The organism is Paraburkholderia sp. FT54, from assembly GCF_031585635.1.
Taxonomy (GTDB): domain Bacteria; phylum Pseudomonadota; class Gammaproteobacteria; order Burkholderiales; family Burkholderiaceae; genus Paraburkholderia.
The window spans coordinates 185,765-210,374 of record NZ_CP134198.1 but is presented as its reverse complement, the minus strand read 5'-3'; the positions used below and the strand labels follow the sequence as shown (position 1 = coordinate 210,374).

The following is a 24,610-nucleotide window of genomic DNA, read 5'->3' as shown; positions in this document are numbered from 1 at the left end:
AGGGGTCGGCTGCGCGGTTCCGTATGTTGGCGAATGAGGCGATCCGCCTCGTTCTCCAGCAGGAGCCGAATCATGACCTCCCAACCGAACGTCAGCCCGCTGCGTCAGCGCATGATCGACGACATGCGCATGCGCCAGCTTTCCCCCAAGACGCAGGCCAATTATCTGCGCATCGTGCGCGAGTTCTCCCGATACCTTGGGCGCTCGCCTGATACTGCCACCGTCGAGGACCTGCGGGGTTACCAGCTGCATCTGGTCGATCACGGCACGTCACCGGTGTCGCTGAACTCCGCGATCACCGGGCTGAAGTTCTTCTTCGAGATCACGCTCCACGAACCGGAACTGATGGCCCGGATGCAACCCGTGCGCGTACCCCGCACACTGCCCGTTGTGCTCAGCCCCGATGAAGTGCGGCGGCTGATCGCCGCAACGGGCAACCTCAAGCACCAGACGGCCCTCTCGCTCGCCTATGGCACCGGGCTGCGTGTCAGTGAAGTGGTGGGGCTGAAGGTCACGGACGTCGACGGCCAACGTATGACCCTGCGCATCGAACAGGGCAAGGGCCGTAAGGACCGCTACGCGATACTTTCTCCCGTACTGCTCGAACGCCTGCGGGTCTGGTGGCGTGTGGCCCGAGCCCAGGGCAAGATGCCCGACGGCGGGTGGCTATTTCCCGGGCTCGATCCCATCGACCCGCTCAGCACCCGGCAACTGAACCGCCATTCATGCCGCCGCCGAGGCGGCCCAGATCGACAAGCGCGTGTCCATGCACACGCTGCGCCACTATGTGCCGTTCCGGATTATGTCGGGTAACGAGACCGGGCTTTTACGATCACCCCATATTCGTGCGTCGTCGCGCAAGGCAGCCCTCTGCATCACGCGACATAGTTTGTCTATCCTACAGACTGTTCAGGAAGCCGAGGAGCTGGTCTGGCGGCCGGTAGCGAACCGACTTGCCCCGTGGCGGAGATGTCTTCGCAAGGGCTTGCTCCTTCATCGCAAGGGTTGCTTCGAGATAGATCTGCGTGGTTTCCACCGATTCATGCCCGAGCCACAACGCGATCACTGAACGATCAACGCCGGCCTGCAGAAGTTCCATGGCCATCGTGTGCCTCAAGCGGTGGACGGTGATCCGTTTCTGCTTCAACGAAGGGCAAACTCGGGACGCAGCCTCGCGATGCTTGTTTAGCAGGTACTGCACACCGTGGACGCTCAGACGTTCGCCTCTGGCACTCGGAAACAGCACTTCACCACTCCCGCGTTGAGGTTCTCGTAGCCAGCGCTTCAGCACTGCGAGCGTGGATCTGGCGATGGGAGTGCAGCGTTCCTTACGGCCCTTGCCGATCACACGCACGTGCGCGCCGGTTCCGAGGATAAGGTCTTCGCGTTTGAGTCCGGTCATTTCGGACAAGCGTAGTCCCGTCTGCACAGCTACCAGTATGAAGGCGTGATCACGCCGACCGGACCAGGTACGCTCATCAGGCGCTGCAAGCAAGGCATCGACTTCCGGTCGCGTCAGGAAGTTGACCAAGTTGCGGGTGAAGCGCTTGCTGGGGATAGCAAGCACTCGCTGGATTTGTGCGGAATGCGCCGGTGCTTCGAGGGCAGCGTAACGGAAGAAGGAGTGAATTGCCGTGAGGCGCAGATTGCGGCTGCGAATGCTAACGCCCTGGTGCTTCTCCAGGTCGTCCAGAAACGCAACGATCAAAGAGGCATCGATCTCCTCGAAATTCAGGCGTGACGGTAGCTTATGCAAACGCTGCTGTGCGAACTTCAGAAATTGACGGAAGGTATCGCGATAGGAACTGATTGTGTGGGGACTCGCCTGGCGCTGCTGCATCAGTCGCTGTGTGAAGAAACGCTCGAGCAGCGGAGCGAAGCTGGCGGGCGTGGTCATGGCTGCTTCTCCCAGCGCTGTTCGAGCCGGCGCATGGCCTCGTGCATCAGTTCCGGTGAGCCGCTTAAATACCACTGCGTATCGGCGACATGGACGTGGCCGAGGTAGGCTGACAGAATCGGCAGGCAACGCGCTGGATCCTGTTCAGACCGGTACCAGTGCACGAGCGTGTTCGTCGCAAATGCGTGCCTCATATCGTGCAGACGTGGTCCATGATGGTCGGAAACGCCGCGCAGACCGACCTGTCGTGACAACGCATAGAAAGTCCGATGTACCCCGGCGTCGTCCAGACGATTGCCCCGGTTGGATACGAACAGGTAGGAGGACACTGGCCGACCGGCCCAATGACGATTACGTCGCACTATGTAGTCGGCGAGCACCTCGCGAGTCGAGTCGTGCAAAGGCACGAGCCGGCACTTACCGAATTTGGTGCCACGAATTGTTAGCACCCCAGTGGTGAGGTCCACGTCCCGAAGCTCAAGATTGCGTGCTTCCCCGAGACGCATGCCCGACACACTCAGCAACCCAAGCAGGCAGTAGAACGTCCGGGGCCGCAGTGCACTACGCTCATAGCGGCATGGTATTTGAAGTGCGGCCCGCAGTAAGTCGCGAATCTCATCGTCCGAATACAGGTACGGTCGAGCCCGTTTCGGTTGGAACGGCAACAGGCTTTGCGCTGGAATCTGCGTGCGCGAATCGGTGGCGCTGCGATGACGTGCGAACTCGCGTACGAAGCTGAGTCGTTTCGCCCAGTGTGCGGGTTGGGCTTCGAATGGCTGTTGCGCCCAGGTGAGAGCCAATGCCTGGGTAATGTAGGGGGCGCGATGCTGTTCCATGAAGGTGACGAAATCGAGTAACGCCTTGCCTGCATCGTGCAGCTTGAATCCCAAACTGCGTCGAAGACTGAGATACTGAGCAACTGCCTGCCGGAGCGTGTTCATTGCACACCTCCCGGCCACGGCACAGCCAGCGTACGCAATGCCTTGATGTCGACCTTGGTGTAGATCTTCGTGGTCTGCGGGTGATGATGCCCCAACAACTCTGCTATCTCACCGAGCGAGGCACCATGGCACAGCATCTCGGTGGCCAATCCGTGACGGAACTGATGAGCCCCCATGGTTGGAGCGTCGATGCCGGCGCGCTGGAGAGCATGCCGCACAACCGAACCAACCCCACTTACCCCGCTAAACCCTGTGATCGGAGCCCGGACGCGCAAAAATACACGACGACAAGTACTACGCGGTCGCCCACGAATCAGGTATGTAGCGATCGCCTTGCCGACGTCGACGGGCAATGGCAATTCGTTGCGCTGCCCGCTTTTACCGCGCACACTCAAACGTCCCGCGCTCCAGTCGATATCATCCAGCTCAAGCGACGCTGCTTCCCCGGAGCGCAGCCCCAATCGAGCAAGCAAAAGCAAAATGGCATAGTCTCGACGACCGGTTCCGCTTCGCTGATCGATGCTGGCTAACAACTGCCGTGTTTGATCTGGGGCGATCCCACGTGGGATTGACGGCATCGACCAGTTGGCCACGACTGGAACTGCGGCGGCCAAATCCAGTGTAATGTCGCCGCGATAGCGCGCATAACGTAGAAAGGATCGCAACGCAGCGGTCAGAAGCTTCGCACGCTTCGGCTGCAAACGCGGCGCCTGACGTTGTACAAATCTCACGACATCGCCAGCACAGAGGCGAGAAAGTGTGACGCGTCCTTTACCGAAACAGTCTTCAAGGATGCCGCGGACGAACGGCACGTAGTTGACGATCGTCGCTGTGGCCAAGGCACGCGCTTCGCGTAAGTACGTCACGTATGCCTGTACGCAGCACTCAGTAGACGGCAGTCGGGGCAGTGATACCCGCTCCGCAGGAGTCAGTTGCTCCTGGCGCAGAAAATCAATGAGGTGTCTGAGCGCAGCCTGGTCCCCCCGGCGGGGCCGAACATGTCGCGCACGATATCGTAAATAACGTATCACGTGGTCAGCGCAGATGCTGCGCACTCCGAGACCCGTCAGTTCAAGCCAACGGCTAAACCCCGCTGCGATCCGTACTTGCTGCAATGATCCAGCGCTGTATCCCTGCTCACTGAGCGATCTCGCAAATGATGCGATATAGGCCGCAAGCGGCCCTTCAGGCGCTCGCGACAGCACAACCTGATTATGGACGACGTACTTCACGATGAGCTCCTTCCCGACATGCGGGGCTGGTGGAAGGAGCCAAGACTATCTCCAGCCGATCACTTGAATCGCCAGTGAAATCCGCGCTATCTCCGGATTACCCGACATAGTCCGGAACGGCACATAGTGACGCCTATGTCGCCGGGTAGATAGGAGGCACAGTTTCGCGACGCACCTGCTCGAACAGAAGGTCGACATCCGCGTGATCCAGGTGCTGCTCGGCCACAAGAAGCTGGAGACCACCGCGCTTTACGCGCAGGTGGCCACCGACCTGCTGCGCGAAGTCACCAGTCCGCTGGAGAACCTGCACCGCACCTGAAACACAGAGCACCTCCGTGCCCGAAGTCGCGGACGTCTTCCGCGCGCATGGGCCCGCGTGGCGACAAACCGTACAGTTGAGCCTGGGACAGCTGAAGGTGATGTCGGCCATTGAACAGTGCCGCAGCGCGGCACTGGGTGGACATGTGTTGCGCTGCTCCGGATGCGAACAGATCGAGCTCGCCTAGAACTCGTGCCGTAACCGCCATTGCCCGAAGTGTCAGGCGAGCGCCGCGCACCGGTGGCTCGAGGCACGTCAGGCCGATCTGCTACCGGTCGAGTACTACCACGTCGTCTTTACGCTGCCCGCCGCGATCAGCGCGATCGCCTGGTACAACAAGGCGGTGATCTACGGCCTGCTGTTCGATGTTGCCGCCGAAACCCTGCGCACCATCGCCGCCGATCCGAAGCATCTGGGCGCGCAGATCGGCGCGACGCTGGTGCTGCATACGTGGGGCTCGGCACTGACGCACCATCCGCACGTGCACGGCATCGTCCCTGGTGGAGGCCTGTCGCCTGACGGCGAGCGGTGGGTCGCATGCCGGCCCGGCTTCTTCCTGCCGGTGCGCGTGCTCTCGCGCCTGTTCCGGCGCCGTTTCCTGGAAGAACTCGCGGCAATGCATGGTCGCGGCCAGCTACGCTTCTTCGGCGAGTATGCCGCGCTCGCCGATCGGGCTACCTTCGGCCGGTGGCTCGCGCCGTTGCGCGCGTGTGAATGGGTGGTGTATGCGAAGCGCCCGTTCTCCGGACCCGGGGCCGTACTCGCGTATCTGTCGCGCTATACGCATCGCGTGGCCATCTCCAACCGCGACTCATCGCGCTCGATGAACGGGGCGTGACCTTCCACTGGAAGGATTACCGCGCCAGAGGGCGCACCCGCTACAAGACCATGACGCTAGAGGCCGGTGAGTTCATGCGTCGATTCCTGCTGCACGTGCTGCCCGGTGGGTTCCACCGCATCCGTCACTATGGGCTGCTTGCCAATCCGGTGCGACGGCAGAACCTGGCGAGCATACGTGCGTTGCTGCACGCCCCAGCAGTCACTGACGCCAGCGATGACACATCTGCGGATACCAGAGCGCCGACCTTTGTCTGCAAACACTGCGGCGCCCCGATGATCATCATCGAGATCCTCCTGCGCACCAATCCGATTCGCGCGCCCCCGACATTCCGAGGCAGCGTATGAGCGTAAATGACCAGAATCTTCATTCCGACTGTCGGCTCTTCGGCAACGAGCGCCAACAGGAGACACTCGCGTCTGCCGCTCCAGGCAGCCCCTGGCGCCGATCGCGGCATCGTCACATCATCTCGGGCGACACCTTCGAAAGCGCCTTCGACACCATCCCGACCCAGGTTCGCTTCAGCATCCGGTGGCAAGGCTGACGGTGAGCTCGCTTTATTCCCCATAGCCGCCCAAGTTTCCGGCCGCGTCGGTTCACTCCGCGGTTTCCTCCCTCGAGCCTTGTCCAACGCCTGCCCGCATGCGTCCTCATTTACTCATGGGCTGCGGACAAGGGCAGGCATCGAACAACGCTTAACGAACTGAGTCTCCTGACGAACCTCGGATTCCACCCGAAGCTGTCATGCATTCCTTAATCACCGTTCGATCGCCGCAGGGGAAGCCAGCGCGGAAGCATTGAGACGAGAACGTTGTCCTTGAGGACAAAGTGATGGTAGAGCCCGGCAAGCGCGTGAAACCCCGCGACCCATAGGATCGCATCGCCTAGCCAGGTGTGAACCGTCGCGACGGTCGCGCCAGCATTGTGTGAAACCCCGAAGAATGGTGGAATCTCCAGTCCCGCGAGGAGCGTCAGGGGATGCCTTCGAGCCACGCGCCGGTGATCGCGGTGAGCGGGAGCGCAAAGAGGAACAGATACAGCGTCCATTGCACGGCCTTCGCCGCAACGCTCATCCAAAGCGAAACTTGGAGAGGATTCGGTTGCGTGTCGAGCATCCGCCACAGTACGCGCATTACGACAAGCGCGAACACGCACAAACCCAACGTCTCGTGGAGCTGTCGGTCGAAGTCGCGGGCGTGTGCGTATACCCGCTGCTCGGACCCTCCGGGCCCAAATGTGAAGGCGACCAGGACAAAAACCGCCGTCGCCCAGTGGAAGAATTGGGCCACGGCTCCGTAGCGCGCGCGGTGCACCATTCAGTCCCCCCTTCAAAAAAACTATGAGATAGAGGCGGCCTTGCGTTATTGCAGAGCATAAACAGCAACGACACGCCTCCCTGGATCAACGGATCAACTATCCAACAGGTCATCTAATACAAACAAATCAAGTGATCGTCAACTTTCGGAAACCCCATTACGAACCGATTGCGGTCGATCAGCGACGACCGCGCTCGGCTGGGTTCGACCCGGATTTGCCTTTCGACATAAGCGTGCGAATGTCCGAAGTTCGACCACTTTTCGACGGTCGGGGCAGACATGACAAAGATGCCATCTCGACGACCGGATCATGTCATGTTGGTGAAGGCACACTGATCAAGTATGGTCAGCAGCAGGATTCAAAACAGAAACGGGATGCTCATGATTCCCGGGTCCTCTGCCCTTTGCGCGAAATAGTCGTCTGACGCGACACACGGCAGCTTTACCGGATCCGGATCGTACAGGGCATGAATCTCACGGACCGGATACTCACCAGATCCAGAAAATAGTTTGATACATGCAAATGAAGTCGCTGAAGCGTACGTGCCGCGGCGATCGGGGTTGTCGCAAATGACCGGAAGCATTGGCGTCCTGAGCGTGAATATTGCGCAGAGCGTGCACCTGTCTGAAATCTTCGGTGATGAAGCAGCCCGCCAGGCGATGGCCGATTTTGGCGAAGCAGCAGATGGCTTGCTCACGCGTTTGCTGGCTCAACATGCGGTGATTGACCGATATGGTTGTGCTGCCGATGGAATGTGGGCGGCATGCTTTCGTGTCCTTTCGGACGGCCTGCCGCGAGATGCCAGGGAAGTGGCGGATGCCATAGAGCGCGCGGGGCGCAACCTGATCCGGGAGTCACTGCTGGCTGTATTCGGCGGCGCGACGGGCGCTCGCATCATCGCCAACATGTCCGTATTCCTCATGTCCTCCGAAACAGGCGAGCGGGATGCAAAGGCATGCTGGACTCAATGGACCGAAGACCAGTTGAGGTCTCAACCCCAACGTCAGGTTGCGGAGCAGACAGGATCTTCTACCGACGTGACAGCGATTCTAGCGCACCGCTGCATACAGACATTTCTGCAGCCGATCGTGCGCGTCAGCGATTGTGCGGTGGTTGGTTTCGAAGCCCTTTCCCGAGGTCCGAAGGGGTCACCTCTTGAACGCCCAGATAAGTTGTTTGATGCGGCCTACGCCGCCGGGCGCACCGTGGATGCGGAATTGTTGTGTGCCGAATTGGCTCTCGAGCGCACTAAAGACAAACTACCGCCAGGTGCCTTCCTGACCATCAATTTGGGCCCTGATGCCTTGGCCCTTGCGGCGGACAGGCTGGCATTAGCCGGCAGACCGGAAGTGATGATCGAACTCACTGAGCACCTGCCGCTCAACGAAGCAGAGGGTTTGGTGGAAGTGGTCGATCGGTTGCGCACCCTGGGGATTCGGTTGGCTTTGGATGACACAGGATGCGGGTTCGCCGACTTCGATACCGTCCGCCTGTTGCGGCCGGACATCGTCAAACTTTGCATCACGGTGATACGCAACGCCGACAAGGGCTCGCACTTTATGGCCGCGATTCGTGAGTCAGCGGAGCGGCTCTGCAAGCTGGGTTGCCTGGTGCTCGCCGAAGGCGTGGAACGAGAACATCAGCATGCCGCATTGCAGGGTTGCGGTATCGAACTCGCCCAAGGCTGGCTTTATGGCAAGCCGGAGGCCGCCGAGTCCGTCCTACGCTGACGGTCTGATCGCATGGGACCGCAAAAGACAATCTGGAAGGACCGCTAAGACCTGCCGGACGCCGAAGAAAAGACGACCGTTGTACCTCGAAAGATGCCATTTGCCCGGTGAGAGGGCGAGCGGCGGAGGAAAGGGCGCCGGCACGAACGATGCAGCGAAGATCCAGGATTCCTGTTCGGGTGACCACGCAACGGCAGGCAACTGCGGTACGCCTGCGGATCTCGATAGTCAAGGTCAATTGATACTTTAATCGCAATATAAATAGAGTATCGAAAAGAGATTTTGTTGTTATTATTAGACCCCGAAACAGAGACGGCGCGCCGCGCAGGGTTGCTTGCCCAGCAACGGTCCACACAAGTCAAGGCTACGTTAGCACGCGGGGAACCCCATGAACACAAACAGGAAGACATTGACCATTCGGGCGCGGTTGATCGCAGGGTTCGGCGTGGTTCTCATTGCGCTCGTCGCGCTGACGGTCATCGCGATCAGCCGGGTGGAGATGGTTCGGGCGCGACTCGACGACATCATCGACGTAAACGGCGTAAAGGAACGTTACGCAATCAACTTTCGCGGAAGTGTCCACGACCGCTCCATCGCGGTGCGTGACGTGACGCTTGTATCCGCGGCGGAACTGCCTTCGGTCATCAATCACATTAATGTGCTCGCGAGCCAGTACGAGGAATCGGCTGGACCGCTCGCCAGGATCTATGCTGAACGTACCGACATCACCGCGGAGGAACGGGCGATCTATGCACGTGTCAACGCCGCGCGGGAGCAAAGCCTGCCGCTGATCCAGCAGTTGATCAGCTTGCAGCAAGCGGGCGACGTTGAGGGCGCACGCAAGATTTTGCTCGATGATGCGCGTCCCGCGCTTGTCGAATGGCTTGCTGGGATCAACGCGCTGATTGACTATCAGGAACACCTCGATCAGCAGGAAGGCGCCGAGGCGCGCAAGATCAGCACTGATTTTCGCTGGTTGATGAGCGTGCTGACGCTGCTCGCGTGCGGCGTTGGCATCGCCGTCGTCTACGCGACCGTGCGCAACATCACGCAGTCCCTCGGAGCCGAGCCCAGCGACGTGGTCGAGCTGGCCGAATCGATCCGCGCAGGCAACCTTGCGCGCGGGATCGAATTGCGGCCCGGCGATACGTCAAGCGTGATCGCAGCGATGGCGCGCATGCAGCAAAGGCTCGCCGAAATCGTCACGCAAATGCGCGACGCCGCTCAGGGCGTCGCGGCTGCCACGGAGCAAATCGCGCTGGGTAACGCCGACCTGAGTACGCGCACCGAGCGGCAGGCAGCTGCGCTCGAACAGGCGAGCGGCGCGCTCGAGGAGTTCGACTCCAGCGTGGCGGCCAATGCGCAAAGCGCGGGCAACGCCGACGAACTGGCAAAGCACGCTTCGGCTACCTCAGCACAGGGTGGCACCGTGGTTGGTCAGGTCGTGAACACGATGCGCGCGATCAGCGAATCGTCGAACCGCATCGAGGACATCATCTCCGTCATCGATTCGATCGCATTCCAGACTAATTTGCTTTCGTTGAATGCCGCAGTCGAAGCGGCGCGAGCCGGTGCCGGCGGTCGCGGCTTCGCGGTCGTCGCCAGCGAGGTGCGCATGCTCGCACAGCGCAGCGCAGCTGCCGCGAAGGAAATCAAGGAACTTATCGGCGCGAGCAGCGCGCGGATTAGCGAGGGGGAGCGGCAGGTCGATGCGGCAGGCACGACGATCTCCAACATCGTCGAAGCATCGCAGCGCGTCACGCACATCATGGAAGCGATGCACCAGGCTTGCCGTGCTCAGACGCAGCAGATCGGCGAAGTACGTGGCGTGATCGGGAACCTTGAGCAAAACACGCAGCAAAACGTGACGCTGGTGCAGCAGTCGGCCGCTGCGGCGCAGACGTTGAAGGAGCAAGCGCAGGGTTTGCTGGACTCGGCGCAGGTATTCACGCTCCCGTTTCAGACGCATTGAACGAGCCGGTCGTTAATATCTGGCAGAGATGTACTGGGCGCGGCTTCATCGATGTTGGAGCCGACCAGTGGATCAAGAAACGCCTTAACGGCTTGTCGTCTGATCGTGGGCTAGCACTACACATCCACGGACCATCTGTTCTCCCGACCTTTTGCCGTCGGAGGCGCCGGCGGATGCACTTGAAGACTGGCCGGGGACTCGCGAGGTGCCGCTTGATGATGCTCCAGGCTTGGCGCATCATCTGCTTCGGCAGTATCTCTGTCCCCGATTGTATCTGGCTTCGCGCTTCTCAGAGGTCGCAGTCGTGAAGATCCTGTTTGCAGGTGTAACCCCTGCTTTTATCGCCTTCCTGAAGCCTGTCCTGTCTTCATCCGGCTGCGACGTGATCGTCGCCTCCGATGGACGCGACGCACTCGATACGTTCTGCACTGAACGCGTCGATCTGATATTGATGGATATGGATGTGCGCGTCATGTCGGGACTCGAGATTACCGGCAAGATCCGGGTGATCGAGGCGATGCAGGAATTGCCATGGACACCGATAGTTGTACTCACCGCTCCAGATTCATTGGAAAACCCTGTCACCGTTATTCAGGCTGGAGCTGACGATCTTGTTTCGCAAACAGCGCCTGAAGATTTCGTGAAAGCGAAAATCCTCGCCATGGTCAGGACGGCGACAGTGAGGCGTCAACTGGAAACGGCGAACGGCACGCTGAACAATATCCTGAACTCGGTCAGTGAGGGGGTTCATGTCCTCGACATGCACGGCGTGATCATCGCCGAGAACGCCGCATCCATGATCATGTTTGGTTGGGAAGATGCCGACAGTCTGGTCGGAAGGCTCGGACACGACACTATCCACCACCATCACGCCGACAACTCAATTTTTCCTGTCGAAAACTGTCCGATCCATGCGACGCTATCGGATGGCAAGTACCGCCATGTCCAGGAGGACGTATTCTGGCGCAGGGACAATACCTGCTTTCCCGTTGAATACAAGTGCGCCCCCTTGCGCGATAACGCCGGCAACATGTATGGGGTAACCGTGGTTTTCCGGGATATCTCGGAGAGAAAGAAAGCCGAGCAGCACATCATCTATCTCACCCAGCATTGCCCCCTCACCGATCTCCCTAACCGCATTCTGTTTGGCGACCGGCTTAAGCAGGCCATACTCAACGCAAAACGTTCGCGTACGAAATTCGCCCTGCTGTTTGTCGACATCGACGGGTTCAAGCCGGTCAACGATCGCTACGGACATGCCGTGGGCGACATGTTGCTGCAGCGCATCGGCAAGCGTATGAAGCAATGCCTACGCGAATCGGACACTATCGCGCGTATCGGTGGAGACGAATTCGTTGCCATTTTACCGGTCGTGAATGAGGCTGAAGACGCGGTTTCGATCGCCGAAAAGCTGCGTCAGTCTATCGAAGAACCCTTTGCAGTTGAAAGTTGCATCCTGGGAGTTTCGGCCAGCATCGGCGTGGCTTTTTATCCGGACGACGGACTGGACGAACAGACCCTGCAGGTCAATGCCGACCACGCGATGTACCAGGCCAAAAGCCGTGGCGGCAATGCCGTCGTGCTAAATGAGGCAGGCATCGCTGGCAAGTGCGCCTGAATTTTGCAACTTCGACGCGTCACCCTTGCCGGGGCGACGACGTGCGCGGCTTCATCAAAGTTGACCGCAAGCTGGAGGACCAGGGCTAGATCGTCATGCGGGCGCATTTCCGTCGGGGTGAAGCGTGGGGATGGCCGCTCACAATCGCGCGCGTTCGTGGACGGAATCAGGGGAGCCGGGCACGACCTCGTCGCGAGCATTCTAGATCAGCAACTACAGCCGACAGATGACAGACGTCACCACATCGAAACATTTTCGGCCAACGTCTCCTGTCGTCCTGCGACCCGACATTCGCGAGTCGTGCCTGAGTGACTCAAACTGGCCGATCACTGCCTCATGCAAACGGCATGGACCGCCCGAATCTCACACGGTCGCGATCGGCAGCACGCGACCCAGGGTGTGTGGAAACCCGATGGCACTACAATGCGACGCGTGACTGCTGACCCCAGCGGTGCGTTTGACCGCCTTTGCGACTATCACGGCGCCGACGAGAGGGTGTACCCCTCTGATACGTTCTGACGAGTTTAAGGGCTTGGGTTCAGGACTTACGGGGTGCTCATGCACCCACCAACCGCATCGCCTTCATCGTCTTCCTGAAGCCCAGGATTCTCAGCACTCGAGTGAGATTGTAGGCGAGTACGTTCAAACTCATCTCGGTCCCCACGTTGGGCAGCCTGCGCGTCAGGAAGTGCGTGTAACCCATCCAGTGCTTGAACGTTCCGAAGACATGTTCGACGGTTCGCCTGCGCACGGTCATCGCATCAGGCGTCTTGTCCAGCCGACGTTGAACTGCTTCCAGCACCGATTCATGCTCCCATCGACTTATCCGTCGTTGGCCGCTGGGCGTGCACTGTGACTTTATTTTGCATTGCGAACAGGCGCTGCTCCAGTATCGGTGTAGCTGCATCCCGTGTTCCTCGCTGGTGTAACGGTAAATTGCCCGTTCTCCAGCTGGACATTGGTATTCGTCGTCCCGCGCAATGTAGATGAAGTCTGCCTTGTCGAATCGGCCATGGTATTTCGCACCTGATGTTGTCGGCTTCGGCAGCATGACCGAAATCCCCGCGTCGGCGCACTCCTTGATCTGAGGCCCACTGTAGTAGCCACGATCGGCGACGGCCCGCAGTCTGGTCTTACCCATCGCGTCGCGCGCAGCTTTTGCTATGGGGCTAAGCTGCGCCCGGTCACTGCCAGAGTTTGTGACCTCGTGAGCCACGATGAGGTGATGTTTGGCGTCAACGGCCACCTGCACGTTGTAGCCCACCATTCCCGAGCCTTTGCCGCTCGTCGCCATGGAGCGCGCGTCGGGATCAGTCATCGAGAGTTGGCCATCAGGCTGCGTCTTGAGTAGCTGCTTGATCTGATCGAGGTTTCGCATCTGCTCGCGTAAGCGCGCGATCTTGTCCTGCAATCGGGTCGTCTTCGCTTCCAGCTCAGCGGGTTGCGTACGATCGGCAGTTTCCAGCGCGTTCAGATATCGCTGGATACTCTCCTCGATCTGCTTCTGGCGCTTGTCAACCTTACCCTCGGTGAAGTTGCGATCGCGCGTATTGACTGCCTTGAACTTGCTGCCGTCAATGGCGACCAGCGCTTGCGAGAACAGCTTCAGCTCACGGCACAGCATCACGAAGCGGCGACACACGTCGCGAATGCCGACGCCGTTGTCACGACGAAAGTCAGCTATGGTCTTGAAGTCCGGCGCCAAACGGCCCGTCAGCCACATCAACTCAACATTGCGCTGGCATTCGCGCTCAAGACGCCGACTCGATTGCACCCGGTTCAGGTAGCCGTAGATATAGATCTTCAGCAGCACTGCTGGATGATAGGACGGGCGACCTGTAGTCGACGGCATTGCTCCATCGAAGCCCAGTGATGCAAGGTCAAGCTCTTCTACAAACGCCTCGATAATCCTGACCGGGTTGTCCTCTGCGACGAAGTCATCGAGACACTCCGGAAGCAGCGTCACCTGCTTGCGATCTTCACCTTCTATAAATCGCTTCATCCGGTCACCCATGCTGAATGAGTTAATCCAGTCTAGGCGATCGGCGTGTTTTCACACAAGCTCGACCCGTTGCCGTCCCCCTCATCAACGCTTTCGGTATGTCCGCTACGGTGCCGGAGACAGACAAGATCGTGATCGTAATGGTGCTCGGCCCTAAATCAGTCGACAGCGTCGCGGACCTCATACAGCGCTGCGCGGAAGAACTGGCCAGCCACTATGTCTCGGCATATCTCGTGCGTAAGGAGGAAGGATGGAGGCGCCGCTAATTCGCGTGCTCTTATTTCGCCGGTGGCCATCCGCAGGTTAGCTGCCCGCGATGCGTTCAGCAGCGGTCCTTTCCGTAGGAGAGCTTCGGAAAGCATTGTGCGTCTGTCCGTAGACGAATACGCCCACGGCGATGAAGCATGCATCACCTTATGCCGTCATGCGAGTCGCATAAAAATGATTGCCTAGCATGTAACGTTTTGTAAAAGACGTCCCGTTCGATCCTTCAGACGATTTAAGGTCTTCGGATGGACATGCACGAACACGAAGCGATCGACCTGTTCCGCGCGCAGTTTGAAACACTGAGCCCGCGTTGGCAACTGTCTCGCGACAGCAACGCCCTCGAACTCAGTCCGATCACCGGCCCCGTTGCGGCTGCTGTGATGCTTTCCACCGGGCAGGCCGCACAAATCCGCTCCCTTACTGGCGTCACGTCGAGCGTGACGGTCGACGCGCAGCTGTTTGAAAAACGGTTTCGCCTGCACCTAGTGGGACGGAAGGTCGATCAGACCAGGTGGGCCGGCACGGCTTCTCCAAGCATCAATGCCGAAGCCGTGGCGGGCGATCTCGCACGCGGATTGTCATTTGCCGAGACGGTGCTGTCAGAAGTCAATTCGCTAGTTGTTATCCTGAGTCGCGATGGCGCTATTCAGCGTTTTAACCGGTTTGCAGAAGAACTCTCCGGCCTCAAGGAAGCGGATGTCATTGGCAAAAATGCATGGCGCCTCTTCATGTCCGAAGGAGACGCAAGCGAGTCACGTCAGAACATCGAGGGTTTTTTCCGGCGTGGAGAGGCGTATGAGGTTGAACGGACGATCAAGACAATCAAAGGTCCGCGGCTGTTCCTGTTCCGCAACAAGTTCGCCAGAACGGGCGATCGTCCTGACGACACGTTTCTAATCTGCTCGGGCATCGACATCACCGAAGAACGACGGGCACGGGATCGGCTTGCTGAACTGGCAAATACCGATACATTGACTGGCTTGCGAAACCGGAACTACCTGATGGATCGCCTCGACCATCTGATGTCCGCTCCGACAAGCGTTGGCCGTCTCGCGCTTCTCTTTATCGATCTCGACAACTTCAAGCGAATCAACGACTCCCTTGGACACAAGGACGGGGATCAACTGCTCAAGCAGGTAGCGAAACGCCTGCAGCGCGTCAGCAGCGATAAGGAGGAGGTCATCCGGGTCAGCGGCGACGAATTCGTGATCGTCATTAGCGATGACTTTGCCCGCTTCACAGCGCAAGAACTGGCAAACCGCGTCGTAGAAGACTTTGAACTCGCCTATGTGCTGCGCGCAAATAGCTACCGTATGCGGGCGAGCATTGGCGTGGTTGAGCACGTGCGACACGGGGACAATGCATTCGATCTGCTGACGTGTGCCGACCTCGCGATGTATGCCGCCAAAGCAGTTGGAAAGGGCAAGGATATCAGCGCGTGTCATGTATATACGCCCGAACTGTCCGAACGCGCTGAGCGCGGACTGGAGTTTTATCAGGCGCTGCAGTATGGGTTTCTCAGGAAGGAATTCGCCCTCGATTACCGGGACTGCTACACGGTCGACGGAACGGCGCGCGGACTTCTTGCATCGGTGCAGTGGAATCGGGATGGGGCCGCTCCCCTGGAGGGACGCGAGCTTTTCTCAATGGTTGAGTCGTCGGGCTTCGGCGTCCAGCTCGGCGAGTTCCAACTGACCGAAGCGTGCCGGCAACTGCAGGAGTGGCGTGCCGCCGGGCAGGGTGTCCAGCACGTTACCCTGAGTGTGCCGTACGCGCAGCTCGTTGATGGTGACCTTGCTGGCTGTATCTCCGAATGTTTGCGTGAGCAAGCGATGGAGCCGTCGGCCCTGCGGTTGATCGTCCAGCACCGCCTGGATCAGACCGCAGCGCATGTCCTCGACAGGCTGGGGGCGATACGTTCGACAGGCGTGCAGGTTCTTGCTGCGCTTACGGCCGACTCGGCATTTCCGAATCTTGCGAAGCTGCCTGTTGATGGCCTTTGCATCAACGAAGAGCTTGTGGCGCGTGTGCCTTCAGAGCCGGTTTCCCGGGCACTCGTTAAAGGCATCGTTGGCGTCTGCAGCGAGATGGAATTGAGCGTCCTCGTTCATGGTGTGAACAGCAAGGAGCAGTTCACGTGGCTCACGCAATTCCCCGGAGCTGAGGTGCAAGGTCGTTTCGTTACCGATGCCTTCTCCGCGGCGAGTTCATCGATGTAGAGGTACGCGTCGATGCGGGAAAAAGTAATCGAGGAAGCTACACACGCGCCACTGCATGAAGATGAACATCACATTTTCAACGAGTGCGTGGAGTTGAGTCTGTCGCAGGACTGCATCCTGACACGAAGGTTGATCCGGAGTGACGGCGCGTCGTTCAGCCAGATTGTCGCGATAGATAGCGCGGACGATCTGTCGGACTTTGCGATGGCTGACCCATATGGGACCCGCCTGCAGGAGAGTTATGACCGTATCCGGCAGAAGTGCGTCGCAGCGACGGGAGGTGATCGCCCAAAACAGGTCGAAACCGGCGACCCCGTAAGATTGATTGGCGAGCTTTCAATGTGCGCGACGGAAGGCGCGCTGCTGTCAAAGGTGCGGACAATCACTGCGAGTTTGGGCGGAATGCAGTTCATTTACCAATGGATCCGTTTTGACGGTGCAACTCCCGCCGCGGGCGATCCCGTAGAGACCCGTTACCTCGTTGGTTGCAGGCCTGGCTGGACGCAACAGTACATCGCAAGGCTCTGGTATATGAACGATCCCTGCGTGGTGTACGCCAGAACGAATGTAGCGCCTGCGCTTATGTCGCACGTGAATGTGCATCGCATCGATCACTGGCTGGTAACGGAGGCGCGCATGCACGGCTTTGCGAGTGGGATCGTTGTCCCGGCACATATCCATGGCCATGGCATGGTCGGGCTACTGCATGTGAGCAATTCAGTCCGGGCGCCCGCTGGTGAGGGGGTGCTGTGGGACAACCGGGTGCTGTTGCGCGCCATGTCGTCGGAACTCCTGGACTGGCGCGTGTCGCAGGTGCGCCACGATGCGCAAGCAAAGTACGAACTCAGCGAACAGGAGACACAAATCCTCAGGATGCTGCGCGATGGCGCGAGCGCATCCCACGTCGCCGATCAACTGGGAATGTCCAAGCATACGGTCTATAAAACCATCTACCAGCGGATCACCAGAAAAACGGGTGCAACCAGAATTACAGATGCTGTCGAAAAGGCGGCCGCCCACGGTTTGCTCGACTGAATCTATTGTTGGATCCACTGTATCCCGATCGCGGTAAATAGTTAGCGTAACTTACGATATTTTCTGCGCATACTAATTCAATGGCTTGAATTCGCCATAACCGCTGCGCCATAGTGTCAGTACCGTTCCGGTGCGATGGCGTCGATCATCGCTAATGAAAGAATCAGGAAAGAAGGTCGATTGCTTTCTGTGCAACGAGCGGGTCGATCTGACCTGTCTCGGAGGCGGTCTGGTAAACCAGTGCGACAAGCTTCGCTTTCTTTTCAACAGCTACCGAATGAGCAGCCTTTAAAAGGGCCGTTTCGACAGTGGTGAATACGCGGCGCAGCAGTTCTTCATCGACTGTCCCGTACCGGGGAGCGCGTTTGCCCGTAACGATGTAAAGCACATCGAGATTGTTGCTGGCGAGGATGGACAGGTAGCCAGCATCAGGCAGACGAACGCTTTTCTCGTAAGAAAACTGGGTTTTTCGGCTCACGCCGGTGAGGTCGCAGATTTGAACCTGCGACAGCCCGAGGCGCTCCCGCTCCTCAAGCAGGCGGGATCCGATCGAATGGGTCATAAATGGGATTTTAGTTGAAAACGTGTAAAAAATGACTCATACTGGGTCACATACGGACAATTTGCTCAGTATACGGGCCGCCGCATGGCACTGAAAACATTGGAAGACGTACGCGCAGAGTTCGACCGGTGTGGACTTTCGGTTTCGAGCTGGGCAGCAAAACACGGAATCCACCGCAACATCGTGAGCGGCGTGTTGCAAGGCAGACTGAAGGGCAAGCGTGGCCACGCGCACAACGCGGCGGTCCTGCTGGGCCTGAAAGACGGCGTTGTAAATCGTGAGGATGCGCACGAGCCAGATCTTCGCGAGGTACTGCCAGCCAGGGAAGGGCAGGTGAGGGAGTAGGAGCGGTCGGCGTCGATGTAGCGAGCATCGGCGCCGACCTGACCAGTTGTTGGAACCTGAGAGGTCGACAATGGCTAAAGCCATTATATCGTTCGGGCACAGCCGGCGACATAACGTGGGCGAGGGGGGGGAAGTCATGCTTGATTTCATCCCATTAGCCCAGCAATGCGCGCCGAACGTGCACCCCATGACGCTTCAGGCGGTCGTGAGGACTGAGTCCGGCTTCAATCCGTACGCGATCGGAGTCGTTGGTGGCCGCCTTGTTCGGCAGCCGCGTGATCGTGAAGAGGCCGTAGCGACGGCGAAGGCACTCGAAGCGCAAGGCATCAATTTCAGCATGGGGCTTGGACAGGTCAACAAGGCCAATCTTGCCCGCTACGGACTGACCTACGAAACCGCCTTCGACCCGTGCGAAAACCTGCGCGCGGGCGGCGCCATCCTGCACGAGTGCTATCAGCGGGCGGTCGCAGCAATGGGGCAGGGCACACCGGCATTGCGTGCTGCTATCAGCTGCTACTACAGCGGCAATTTCACGCGCGGCGAGACTGCCGACGCCAACGGTACCAGTTACGTCCAGCGCGTTGTTGCCAACGCCCAGACGGTGGCAGGTTCAACGAATGCCGTTCCTGCGATTCCTGTTGTGATGGACAGTCAGTCCGACAGACCAGCACGCGCAGCAGCGCCCGATGCCAAAACATCTTCCGCGCGACGTAGTGGCCCAAAACAACGGCAGGACGCACCGCATCCGTCATGGGACGCATTCGGCGATTCCGCCTGCGACAACGACTGCAACTGACCTGAGCCGCGGCGACGCGGCCTGATCTCAACCACGTAAAAGGAGAAGACATGTATTGCAATACGAAGCCCAAGACCGTGAAATTAGTACAACTGAAAGGTTATTCATATCGCATATCAATGCGGCGAATCGCAACCCATATGCGCCAGTCGATGGCCATCGGCATTGTAATCGGTCCGGAACTCGCATTCGCCGGTGGTGGGCTCGATTCGGCGACGCAGGGCGCGACCACTTTCAAGATCTGGCTTTATTCGTTCCTTGGCGTCGTTGCGGCCTGCGTGCTGATGTGGAAAGGGGCGGAGTGCTGGGCCGATCGCGCGCACTGGAGCGAGTTTGTGACGATGTGCGGCAAGGTGGCGGCAGTGGGCTCGGTGGTCGGTGTGCTCGCACCGTATCTGTGGAACATGTTCAGCTGAGCACGCCATGTCGGACGAAAAAACCCGCTACCCCGGATTCAACGGCCTTGGCCGCACGGCAGCCATCTGGGGCGTTCCCTACATGGCGATGCTGGTTGTCGTCGTCGCGTCGATGTTTGTCGGCGTGCTGGTTTCCTTCTTCGTCGGACCAGGCGGTCTGCTGTTCGTTTTCCTGGGCTTTCCGGTGCTGCTGTATTTCAAGCACATCTGCGAAACCGACGACCAGGGCCTGCGGATCATGTGGCTGGAATTGCGATGCCGCTTTTACTTCTGGCAGCTGCGGGTCCGCGCGCGGCTAAATGCCGGGCGAGCGGCCCCGCGCTTCGGCAACACCGCCACGCTCGCGCCGCTGCGATACGGACGGCAACGCCGCGTCTACCGCGATTTTTTCAAACCGTTGTCCAAGGGTGAGCGCCGACTGCGTGAGCTCGATCCGGAGGCCTGATGCAGAGCAGACCCGCCGTCACCAGCGACATCCTCGGCGCGATCGGCACCGTGGACGACTGGATTCCGAAGTACGGGCATCCGGTCACGAAACACGTACAGCACTTGGAGGGCAACCGGTTCATGGTGATGCTGGCCATGCGCGGCGTGCCGTTCGAGGTGCACGAGAACGTCGCGATGGAGCGCATGTTCGATCGTGACACGGAAGCGTACAGCAAGCTTGGTCGCGACCTGGGTGGCCGCCTTGGCTATCACGCAACGTTTGTGCGACAGCGCGTGAGTTTTGATCGTGTGTACCGTTTCAAAGAATGCTTCCTGCAGTGGTTCGTACGCGAGTACATCGGGCGACGTTTCGGAGACGAAAAGTTCTTCGAGAACCGTTACTACCTGTCGCTGATCCTCAAATACGAGGAGTTCGACGACGGGCTGAAAGAAATCGGGTCTCTCGCACAACAGGCGCTGCTGCAGTTCGCCGGGTATGAGGCCGAGTTGCTTGAAATGTACGAGCGCAAGCACATGAACGGCACGAAGATGCTGTTCTCGCCCTTGTATGGGCTCGTCAGTTATCTCGTCAATGGGAAGTCTGGCGATCTGCCGGTCGCAGCGGAACCCGGCACCGATGTCATCCCGTCGAGCCATCTGCACTTTGGGTACAACACGCTCGAGATCGGGGCGAGCGACGTGCCGGCGTACCGGCGCGTTGCAACCTGCCTCGACCTTCGCAGTTGCCCGGAGAAACCGGGCTGGGGCCAGCTCGACCCGTTGATCACGTTGAACATGGAATTCACGATTACGCATACGTTCAACTGCATGACGGGTTTCGAGTCCAACCGGACCATCGATTCGGCAATCAACAAGCTGGAGTCGGCAGGTGACAAGGCCAAGCATCAGGTCAAGGAATTGCGCGACGCACAGGGTTATGTGAACACGGGTGAACTGTCGTTCGGCGAGTATCACGGCGCGGCGGTTATCTACGGCGAAACAGCGAAAGAAGCGCTGGAGAACGCCGACAGGTTTGCATCGCGCTCACGCAACGAGTGTGGGATTGAATGGTCGCCCGCGACGGGTTCTGCTCCGTTCACGTACTTCTCGCAGGTCCCGGGCGCTGCGGTCAAACCGCGTCCGAAAGTGCAATCCTCGCGCAATTTTGCGGCGATGTACACGTGCCATGACTACTCGTCAGGCAAGGCGGAAGGTAACCCGATCGGTGACGGGTCAGCCGTCATTCCGTTTCGCTCGGATTCGGGCGTGTACAACTACAGCTCGCACGCGAGCCGGCTGGGGGACATCAACGTTTCGGAGAAGGTCGCCGGGCATTTTGAAGCGAAAGGCACGACGGGCAGCGGGAAATCTACGGTCATCGCAGCGGCGACTGGCATGCTGTCCCGCTTCGATCCGATGCTCTACGTGCTGGACAAGGGCCGTGGCTGGGAAGTGTTCATCCGCGCGATGGGTGGCGCTTATGTCTATCTGGAGAAAGGCAAGCCGACCGGATGGGCGCCGTTCGAGCTCACCGACACACCAGACAATCGAGAATTCCTGTACGGGCTCGTCGAACTGTGCGGCCGCAAGAACGGTGTCGACCATCAGGGGAAGCCAATCAGGATTGACCTGACGGCTGGCGAGAAGATTCACTGCCGCAACGCCGTCGATGCGGTAATGGGGGTTGATGACGTTCGGCTGCGCCGCTTCAGCCTGCTACTGGACAGCATTCCGGACGAAGGCGACGACGGCCTGCGAGCACGTCTGTCGATCTGGTGCAAGTCGGAGGGCGGCCGGTTCTGGTGGGTGTTCGATAACCCGCCCAATCTCTCATTGAACATGAGCGAGCAACGCTGGATCGGTTTCGACGTTGAGGCATTTCTTGTCGAGAACTACGAGCCGTCAGAGCCCGCGTTTGCCTACCTATTCCATCTCAAGAAACTGATGCGTCGGGAAGGCACCCTGATGCTCACGGTGATCGAAGAATATTGGTTGCCACTGCGCTTTCGCACGATCCGCGAACAGATTGAGGAAACGCTGGCGAGCGGGCGTAAGGAAGGGGAATTCATGGGCCTGATCACGCAACAGCCGGAACAGGCGCAGCGGGCGGCAGACCTGTTTCCCGCGCTGCGCAGTCTGGTCGCCACGAAGATCTGGCTGGCCGATCCGGCGGCCGAAGAAGAGGCCTATCTGCGTGACGGCATGAGCCGCAAGGAGTTCAAGGAATTCAAAAAACTCACGCCACAGTCGCGCCGTTTCCTTATCAAGCAGGGCAACCAGTCGGCCTTCGCCAGCTTTGACCTGAGCGGCCTGGACGATGCGATTGCGGTGTTCTCTGGTGATCGCGAGAACGCACTGATCTGCGACGCGGTGCGCGCCGAATTTGGCGACGATCCGGACGTCTGGTTACCCGTCCATCTGTACCGCGTGTTCGAACGCAAGCTGCGCACGCGGCTCGCGGCGAAGCACGGCGCCGATGAGCGTTTGTGGTCCGCCGAGCTGCAGCACGGCCTCGAGCGCAAACGTGCCGAGCTTGCGCAGATTTATCCACCGGCTGACCAGCCGGTTGACGACGAAGTTTTTGCCTGATGTGCTGCAACTCAGGGAGGGAACGATGAACAGCACCGATCTCTATCCGGCCGTACGCCGGCCGGTTGACCGAGCGATCCGGAACCTTCGCGAGGCGCTGCGGGCTCGATCAATGCGCGCTGGCATGGGCATCTTTGCCTATATGCCGAGTTCTACGCTTTGGCCGCGCCGCAGTCTGGCCGCGTTGGTGTGCGCGTGTGCGTTTTCGCAGGCTCACGCGCAGGGTGTGCCGACCATCTCGCCGGCGGAGCTCGCGCAACAGATGATGCAGGTTGAGCAGTTGGGGCAGCAGATCCAGAATCAGGAAGACCAGTACCGTGCGCTGACTGGCAACAGCAGTTTCGGCAACATTATGAACGCTGCGTCGCTGCGTAACTACCTTCCGGAACAGTGGCAAAACATTTACGACCAGGCGAAGAACGGCGGTCTCTCGGGCGTCAGTTCGTCGATGCGGTCGATCGAGCAGCAGGAAAGCATGACCGGCGCCAGCACGACTGGGCAACAGCGCTATTACGACACGCTCGCGGCCAACAAGGCGATGAACGAGCAGGCGTACAGCGCGACGATGGCGCGCCTGAACAACATCCAGGCGCTAATGCAGCAGTCCAACATGACGCAGGATCCGGCGCAAAAGGCTGATCTGCAAAACCGAATGGCCGCGGAAGAGGCGATGGTGACAAATGACCAGACGCGCCTGCAGCTCACCGCGCAGTTGCAGAAAACAGAGCTGCAGCTTGCCGAACAGCAGCGCGACCGTGAATTCGACAACGCATTCCTGGGGAAAACCAATGGTCAATAAGACACTTCTTGGTTCAATCATCGCTTTGCTGGTCGCGATCGCCGGCTACCTCGGATACCTCGCGTGGGATCGTCACCAGCACAACCTGCAGGAAGAGCAACAGCAGCAGCAGGATCTGAAGTTCGATGCGGCGTTTCTCGGCACGACGCCCGAGAAGCTTGCCGCTGAGCGTAAGGCGAAGGGTATCAACGCTGCAAGCGACGATGCCAAAGCCCGCGCGGCCGGGCTCAAGTAATCCGGCGCGTCCATCAATCACTGACCGAAGCAGGAGTTATCCGTGGCAGACGTCCAGCTTTTCACCTCAATGACCAATTCGTTCGACAAGAACGTTTTGAACACGGTCTCGACCGGTTCGAGCAACATCATTGCGCTGATCTCGCCATTGATGGCCACCTGCTTCAGCATCTATGTCCTGTTGATTCTCTGGACGTACTGGCAAGGGCGCAACGACGAGCCGATCAACGATTTCCTGATGCGCATGGCGACTTGGGCGGTCATCCTGACCTGCGGGATGAACATCCAGTTCTACAGCGAGTACGTCGTTCCGTTCTTTAATGGTCTTGGCGAGCAGCTGGCCGGCGCGCTGACCAATGGTAGCAACCCGGTGTCCGGTCTCGACAACCTGCTCAATGCATACATCCATGCAGCCCAGGAGATCTATGCGCAGGCGTCCGGCCTGAAGGTTATTGCGGCCATCTGGACGATCGCCCTGATGATCATTTTCGGTGGCCCGTTCATGGCGATAGCCATTGCGTACATCATTCTGGCGAAGTTTGCGCTTGGGCTTCTGCTCGCACTCGGTCCGTTGTTCATCTCAGCGGCGCTCTTCCCGCCATCGCGACAGTTCTTCTGGAACTGGGTCGGTCAATGCATGAACTACACCCTGCTGGTCGCGCTCTTCGCGGCTGCATGTGCACTCGAAGTCAATTTCGCGATGGGCGTGGTACCGCTGAACGGATCCCCCTCTATTGCGCAGGTCATCGACCTGGACATCATGGGGCTGGCCTTCTGGGTTATCTCGCTTAACCTGCCGGGTTTGGCTTCGTCTCTCGCGGGCGGTGTCGGTATCTCGACGATGGTGGGCAAGCTGGGTAGCGTCGCGAGATTTGCCGGTTCGCTTGGAAAAATGGGCGGCGGCGGATCGCCGAAGACCGGCGGTAGCTTGAGTGAGGCGTAAAAGATGGTCAGGTTATTCAGGACGATCGCACGTTGGTGGCTTATCGCGGCGGTGGTGGCAACGATCGGTGCGATGGTATCGATCAAGCTGTTTTACTAGATACCACAGAGTAC

At 59.1% G+C, this 24,610-nt stretch carries 20 protein-coding genes and 3 pseudogenes; 16 read left to right on the top strand and 7 right to left on the bottom strand.

The features are described 5' to 3' along the window. Nucleotides 1-72: 72 nt before the first annotated feature. Nucleotides 73-784 (top strand): annotated as a pseudogene (locus tag RI103_RS38000) (tyrosine-type recombinase/integrase); the annotation flags it as partial. A gap of 114 nt (nt 785-898) precedes the next feature. Here RI103_RS38000 and RI103_RS37995 read toward each other — a convergent pair. Genes RI103_RS37995 through RI103_RS37985 form a run of 3 tightly spaced genes read right to left on the bottom strand, consistent with a single transcriptional unit; the run spans nt 899 to nt 4,070 of the window. Further along, the gene (locus RI103_RS37995; protein WP_310819735.1) at nt 899-1,897 is read right to left on the bottom strand and encodes a site-specific integrase; all 999 of its coding nucleotides are present in this window, start codon (nt 1,895-1,897) and stop codon (nt 899-901) included. Next, nucleotides 1,894-2,838 (bottom strand): tyrosine-type recombinase/integrase, encoded by a 945-nt coding sequence (locus RI103_RS37990; protein ID WP_310819734.1) that lies wholly within the window; start codon nt 2,836-2,838, stop codon nt 1,894-1,896. The genes RI103_RS37995 and RI103_RS37990 overlap by 4 nt, the downstream gene beginning before the upstream one ends. Beyond that, a complete protein-coding gene (locus tag RI103_RS37985; protein ID WP_310819733.1) occupies nt 2,835-4,070 on the bottom strand; it encodes a tyrosine-type recombinase/integrase in 1,236 nt (411 codons plus the stop codon). The genes RI103_RS37990 and RI103_RS37985 overlap by 4 nt, the downstream gene beginning before the upstream one ends. A gap of 154 nt (nt 4,071-4,224) precedes the next feature. Here RI103_RS37985 and RI103_RS37980 point away from each other — a divergent pair. Continuing rightward, nucleotides 4,225-4,389: pseudogene (locus RI103_RS37980) on the top strand (tyrosine-type recombinase/integrase); the annotation flags it as partial. Between the two features lie 16 nt (nt 4,390-4,405). After that, a pseudogene (locus RI103_RS37975) lies at nt 4,406-5,574 on the top strand (IS91 family transposase). Nucleotides 5,575-5,980: 406 nt separating this feature from the next. Here RI103_RS37975 and RI103_RS39880 read toward each other — a convergent pair. Continuing rightward, complete coding sequence (locus RI103_RS39880) at nt 5,981-6,274, bottom strand: cytochrome b (protein ID WP_409077091.1); 294 nt, start codon at nt 6,272-6,274, stop codon at nt 5,981-5,983. Next, nucleotides 6,199-6,543, bottom strand: coding sequence for a cytochrome b/b6 domain-containing protein (locus RI103_RS37970; protein ID WP_310819732.1), 345 nt, complete (start codon nt 6,541-6,543; stop codon nt 6,199-6,201). The genes RI103_RS39880 and RI103_RS37970 overlap by 76 nt, the downstream gene beginning before the upstream one ends. A 570-nt stretch (nt 6,544-7,113) precedes the next feature. Here RI103_RS37970 and RI103_RS37965 point away from each other — a divergent pair. From RI103_RS37965 to RI103_RS37955, 3 genes are all read left to right on the top strand, one after another. Then, on the top strand, nt 7,114-8,274 hold the full coding sequence (locus RI103_RS37965) for an EAL domain-containing protein (protein WP_310819731.1): 1,161 nt from the start codon (nt 7,114-7,116) through the stop codon (nt 8,272-8,274). Nucleotides 8,275-8,662: 388 nt separating this feature from the next. Further along, entirely contained in the window at nt 8,663-10,246 is a 1,584-nt protein-coding gene (locus RI103_RS37960) for a methyl-accepting chemotaxis protein (protein ID WP_310819730.1), read from the top strand. 304 nt (nt 10,247-10,550) lie between these two features. Next, nucleotides 10,551-11,864, top strand: a complete 1,314-nt coding sequence (locus tag RI103_RS37955) for a diguanylate cyclase domain-containing protein (RefSeq protein WP_310819729.1) — start codon at nt 10,551-10,553, stop codon at nt 11,862-11,864. A gap of 556 nt (nt 11,865-12,420) precedes the next feature. Here the strand turns inward: RI103_RS37955 and RI103_RS37950 are convergent. Beyond that, nucleotides 12,421-13,866: an IS1182 family transposase gene (locus RI103_RS37950; protein ID WP_310819779.1), complete on the bottom strand. Its 1,446-nt coding sequence runs from the start codon at nt 13,864-13,866 to the stop codon at nt 12,421-12,423. 512 nt (nt 13,867-14,378) lie between these two features. Between RI103_RS37950 and RI103_RS37945 the strand changes: the two genes are divergently transcribed. Together RI103_RS37945 and RI103_RS37940 are read left to right on the top strand one after the other, a co-directional pair. Further along, nucleotides 14,379-16,352 carry a diguanylate cyclase domain-containing protein gene (locus tag RI103_RS37945; protein WP_310819728.1) on the top strand — a complete coding sequence of 658 codons (1,974 nt, stop codon included), beginning with the start codon at nt 14,379-14,381 and terminating at the stop codon, nt 16,350-16,352. A gap of 12 nt (nt 16,353-16,364) precedes the next feature. Next, nucleotides 16,365-17,387 (top strand): autoinducer binding domain-containing protein, encoded by a 1,023-nt coding sequence (locus RI103_RS37940; protein WP_310819727.1) that lies wholly within the window; start codon nt 16,365-16,367, stop codon nt 17,385-17,387. A 163-nt stretch (nt 17,388-17,550) separates the two neighbouring features. Here the strand turns inward: RI103_RS37940 and RI103_RS37935 are convergent, their stop codons facing one another. After that, nucleotides 17,551-17,949 (bottom strand): helix-turn-helix transcriptional regulator, encoded by a 399-nt coding sequence (locus RI103_RS37935; RefSeq protein ID WP_310819726.1) that lies wholly within the window; start codon nt 17,947-17,949, stop codon nt 17,551-17,553. An 84-nt stretch (nt 17,950-18,033) separates the two neighbouring features. Here RI103_RS37935 and RI103_RS37930 point away from each other — a divergent pair, with 84 nt between their 5' ends. The 8 genes from RI103_RS37930 to RI103_RS37895 all read left to right on the top strand — a co-directional run bounded on the left by RI103_RS37930 (nt 18,034) and on the right by RI103_RS37895 (nt 24,497). Then, complete coding sequence (locus RI103_RS37930; protein ID WP_310819725.1) at nt 18,034-18,294, top strand: DNA-binding protein; 261 nt, start codon at nt 18,034-18,036, stop codon at nt 18,292-18,294. A 136-nt stretch (nt 18,295-18,430) separates the two neighbouring features. Further along, nucleotides 18,431-19,090, top strand: a complete 660-nt coding sequence (locus tag RI103_RS37925) for a lytic transglycosylase domain-containing protein (protein WP_310819724.1) — start codon at nt 18,431-18,433, stop codon at nt 19,088-19,090. A gap of 152 nt (nt 19,091-19,242) precedes the next feature. After that, nucleotides 19,243-19,506 carry a hypothetical protein gene (locus RI103_RS37920; protein ID WP_310819723.1) on the top strand — a complete coding sequence of 88 codons (264 nt, stop codon included), beginning with the start codon at nt 19,243-19,245 and terminating at the stop codon, nt 19,504-19,506. Between the two features lie 7 nt (nt 19,507-19,513). Further along, nucleotides 19,514-19,951: a VirB3 family type IV secretion system protein gene (locus RI103_RS37915; RefSeq protein ID WP_310819722.1), complete on the top strand. Its 438-nt coding sequence runs from the start codon at nt 19,514-19,516 to the stop codon at nt 19,949-19,951. Further along, the gene (locus RI103_RS37910; protein WP_310819721.1) at nt 19,951-22,521 is read left to right on the top strand and encodes a transporter; all 2,571 of its coding nucleotides are present in this window, start codon (nt 19,951-19,953) and stop codon (nt 22,519-22,521) included. The genes RI103_RS37915 and RI103_RS37910 overlap by 1 nt, the downstream gene beginning before the upstream one ends. Nucleotides 22,522-22,546: 25 nt before the next feature. Then, the gene (locus tag RI103_RS37905) at nt 22,547-23,320 is read left to right on the top strand and encodes a type IV secretion system protein (RefSeq protein ID WP_310819720.1); all 774 of its coding nucleotides are present in this window, start codon (nt 22,547-22,549) and stop codon (nt 23,318-23,320) included. Continuing rightward, complete coding sequence (locus tag RI103_RS37900; RefSeq protein WP_310819719.1) at nt 23,310-23,555, top strand: hypothetical protein; 246 nt, start codon at nt 23,310-23,312, stop codon at nt 23,553-23,555. The genes RI103_RS37905 and RI103_RS37900 overlap by 11 nt, the downstream gene beginning before the upstream one ends. 69 nt (nt 23,556-23,624) lie before the next feature. Further along, nucleotides 23,625-24,497, top strand: a complete 873-nt coding sequence (locus RI103_RS37895) for a type IV secretion system protein (protein WP_310819778.1) — start codon at nt 23,625-23,627, stop codon at nt 24,495-24,497. Nucleotides 24,498-24,610: the final 113 nt, after the last annotated feature.

Coding starts and splice junctions, on each gene's coding strand:
- RI103_RS37995 (WP_310819735.1), bottom strand. CDS start 1,897: ATGACCACGCCCGCCAGCTTCGCTCCGCTGCTCGAGCGTTTCTTCACA.
- RI103_RS37990 (WP_310819734.1), bottom strand. CDS start 2,838: ATGAACACGCTCCGGCAGGCAGTTGCTCAGTATCTCAGTCTTCGACGC.
- RI103_RS39880 (WP_409077091.1), bottom strand. CDS start 6,274: ATGGACGCTGTATCTGTTCCTCTTTGCGCTCCCGCTCACCGCGATCAC.
- RI103_RS37970 (WP_310819732.1), bottom strand. CDS start 6,543: ATGGTGCACCGCGCGCGCTACGGAGCCGTGGCCCAATTCTTCCACTGG.
- RI103_RS37965 (WP_310819731.1), top strand. CDS start 7,114: ATGACCGGAAGCATTGGCGTCCTGAGCGTGAATATTGCGCAGAGCGTG.
- RI103_RS37960 (WP_310819730.1), top strand. CDS start 8,663: ATGAACACAAACAGGAAGACATTGACCATTCGGGCGCGGTTGATCGCA.
- RI103_RS37950 (WP_310819779.1), bottom strand. CDS start 13,866: ATGAAGCGATTTATAGAAGGTGAAGATCGCAAGCAGGTGACGCTGCTT.
- RI103_RS37945 (WP_310819728.1), top strand. CDS start 14,379: ATGGACATGCACGAACACGAAGCGATCGACCTGTTCCGCGCGCAGTTT.
- RI103_RS37940 (WP_310819727.1), top strand. CDS start 16,365: ATGCGGGAAAAAGTAATCGAGGAAGCTACACACGCGCCACTGCATGAA.
- RI103_RS37935 (WP_310819726.1), bottom strand. CDS start 17,949: ATGACCCATTCGATCGGATCCCGCCTGCTTGAGGAGCGGGAGCGCCTC.
- RI103_RS37930 (WP_310819725.1), top strand. CDS start 18,034: ATGGCACTGAAAACATTGGAAGACGTACGCGCAGAGTTCGACCGGTGT.
- RI103_RS37925 (WP_310819724.1), top strand. CDS start 18,431: ATGCTTGATTTCATCCCATTAGCCCAGCAATGCGCGCCGAACGTGCAC.
- RI103_RS37920 (WP_310819723.1), top strand. CDS start 19,243: ATGGCCATCGGCATTGTAATCGGTCCGGAACTCGCATTCGCCGGTGGT.
- RI103_RS37915 (WP_310819722.1), top strand. CDS start 19,514: ATGTCGGACGAAAAAACCCGCTACCCCGGATTCAACGGCCTTGGCCGC.
- RI103_RS37910 (WP_310819721.1), top strand. CDS start 19,951: ATGCAGAGCAGACCCGCCGTCACCAGCGACATCCTCGGCGCGATCGGC.
- RI103_RS37905 (WP_310819720.1), top strand. CDS start 22,547: ATGAACAGCACCGATCTCTATCCGGCCGTACGCCGGCCGGTTGACCGA.
- RI103_RS37900 (WP_310819719.1), top strand. CDS start 23,310: ATGGTCAATAAGACACTTCTTGGTTCAATCATCGCTTTGCTGGTCGCG.
- RI103_RS37895 (WP_310819778.1), top strand. CDS start 23,625: ATGACCAATTCGTTCGACAAGAACGTTTTGAACACGGTCTCGACCGGT.